Here is a 2,214-nt window from a genome sequence, read left to right as displayed (position 1 = left end):
GCACAACACGTTCACGCAAATCGAGCGAATAGGGCTTGGGCATGGCAAATCACCTCCGCACGGAAGTGAATCATGAACCCCACCTCACGGGAATCCCTCTCGATTCAATCTGAAAGTCCGATGCTCTAGTAGGGCGACCGGCACTGCTGGCGTGGGCCGCTATTGGGCTGGAAGGTGTTGTCCGAAGCCCGATATGACCGGTAGCGATTGTAGCACCACTGGACATGCGAATTGCCGTAGCCGCTGGGCTGGACATATCTCGGCTGGCTGGCGATCGCGCTGCCAACAATGGCGCCGCCAACAAAGGCACCCGCCGGATACCACCAGCCATTGTAGTGACGATAACCCGGACGGTAGTCGCGATACCCATGATAACCGTTGTAATATGCACCCCGGGCTACGGGATGAATATGGGCGTTGGGGTGATAGCGGACGTTCGGATGGTAGTGGACGTTGGGGTGGTAGCGGACGTTGGGGTGGACTTGAACCGGTCGATGCACATATCCACGATAAGCAACATTTTCGATCACAGGGTCGCTCTTCGGCGGCATGGGAAAATAGACCGCGGCGGCGACAGGAACCGCGTTCGCTAGCGCAAACGACGCGGCGATGGCGGTCRCCATCAATCCTGAAATCACCTTGTTCATCGTTGTCTCCTCACAGGGCCTTCGTCCCTTGCCCAATTGACGGTCGGGCTGGGGAGTTTGTTCCTGCAACGCGTGGCGGAGACCGTATCCTTGAGGGTGAGGCCTATCGCGACGGGAGGATTATGAGCGACGCTTGCGATCCTGCCATGGCAAAGCCCCACCGAATGGGTGCGGGTCTCGGTTTGTCGAGCGCTCAGCCATAGGGCGTGTAACATTGCTCGCGCGCGCCATTATAGGGCTGGAAGCTGTTGTTGTAGGCCCGGTATGACCGATAGCGATTGTAGCACCATTGCACATGCGCATAGCCAACGCTGGGGACAACATAGCTGTAAGTCGGCCCTTCGTCATAAAATGAGCTGCCAAAGAGAGCTCCAGGGAAGAAGCCATGATGGAAGTGGTCGTGGTCATGGAAGAAAGCATGGCCGCTTCCGTGCATATCAAAGTCACGACCTCCACGATGGTCGGCAAACGCCATATTGCGCGACGGCCCGGCGTTCATTTGCATGCCGTTGCCGGCAAAATGTCCGCCCGCGCCACCGGAACGCATCATCATTTCCATGCCACGTGCGGCAGCAGGTGCTGCCGATGCCACGGCAAAAGAGGCCATGACAGCCGCGGCCATCAGGCCTGAGGTGATCGTACGCATGATCGTCTCCTCAAGAGAGCTAGTTCAACTGGTACATAAACGTCTGGGAGGGGCAAAACGCCCTGAGGCCAGGCAGAACGAACAGGCCGCAAGGCGGCGTCTGGTGCTGGAGGTGGGGCTGAAAACATGGCGAGCGCATGGGTGTCTGAACTCGCTTTTTGTGGCTCAAGCATATCCGGTTGTGGTTTGAACAGCCGAATGCTAACTGCTTTGGCAATATAAAGAGTTCTCTCGAACTGAATGACGCTCATGCTGAAATCGTCAATCGGCCGCTTTGCAATAGTGGGAGTGATTGCCACCCTAACGCATCTATGCGTGGCGGCATTCTTGCTCAGTCTCGTGCCATCAATGCATGCCGTTGTGGTTAACACCATAGCATTTTGTGTCGCGGTTTTTGTTTCATACTTGGGGCATTCACGATTTACGTTCAAGCGAGAAGGCTCCGCCTGGAAGTATTTCCTCACCAGCGTTATGGGATTGCTAATCAACAACTCCATAGTCATCGCCGCAGGTTTCTTCATTCCATACAAGATGCTGTGTATCGCCGTCGGAACACTCATGGCTCCAGCTTTTGTCTACTTGGTTTCGAGTCGATGGGTATTTCAAAGGCGTCAACAAAATGGATAATCGACCTCAAGTAATATCCAATACCGCACGTATAACAATAATAGTTCCTGTTAAAAACGAAGAAGAATCAATTCCGCATTTCCTAGAGCAATTTACAGCGCGAGTTCCGGGCACGATTGCTCAGTTTAGCTTTCTTTTTATTGATGACGGGTCGACCGACAATACGATTGAGGTGCTTCGGAAAATCTGTCTTGAAGACTCGCGGGTTCATTACCTCAAATTGACGAGGAACTTCGGCAAAGAAGCCGCAATGACTGCCGGCATTGATCACGTCGATTGTGATGYGGCGATCAT

Annotated in this window: 4 protein-coding genes; 2 read left to right on the top strand and 2 right to left on the bottom strand. The window is 54.1% G+C overall.

The window, feature by feature from the left end:
- Positions 1 to 125: 125 nt before the first annotated feature.
- Both AC1DUU_RS30120 and AC1DUU_RS30115 read right to left on the bottom strand, forming a co-directional pair.
- Positions 126 to 647: a BA14K family protein gene (locus AC1DUU_RS30120; RefSeq protein WP_476786980.1), complete on the bottom strand. Its 522-nt coding sequence runs from the start codon at positions 645 to 647 to the stop codon at positions 126 to 128.
- Positions 648 to 840: 193 nt separating this feature from the next.
- A complete protein-coding gene (locus AC1DUU_RS30115) occupies positions 841 to 1,293 on the bottom strand; it encodes a BA14K family protein (protein WP_476786979.1) in 453 nt (150 codons plus the stop codon).
- A gap of 240 nt (positions 1,294 to 1,533) precedes the next feature.
- Between AC1DUU_RS30115 and AC1DUU_RS30110 the strand changes: the two genes are divergently transcribed.
- Together AC1DUU_RS30110 and AC1DUU_RS30105 are read left to right on the top strand one after the other, a co-directional pair.
- Entirely contained in the window at positions 1,534 to 1,920 is a 387-nt protein-coding gene (locus tag AC1DUU_RS30110) for a GtrA family protein (protein WP_476786978.1), read from the top strand.
- On the top strand, positions 1,913 to 2,214 hold a 302-nt coding region (locus tag AC1DUU_RS30105), incomplete at its 3' end, for a glycosyltransferase (protein WP_476786977.1). The genes AC1DUU_RS30110 and AC1DUU_RS30105, both read left to right, overlap by 8 nt.

It is taken from the genome of Aminobacter sp. P4_H6_2, assembly GCF_056400805.1.
Note: the sequence above shows the minus strand (reverse complement) of the source record. Positions and strands in the feature narration are given on the sequence as shown.

Bases quoted from the DNA above. Each gene is read 5' to 3' on its own strand.
- AC1DUU_RS30115 (WP_476786979.1), bottom strand. From the start codon at position 1,293: ATGCGTACGATCACCTCAGGCCTGATGGCCGCGGCTGTCATGGCCTCT.
- AC1DUU_RS30110 (WP_476786978.1), top strand. From the start codon at position 1,534: ATGACGCTCATGCTGAAATCGTCAATCGGCCGCTTTGCAATAGTGGGA.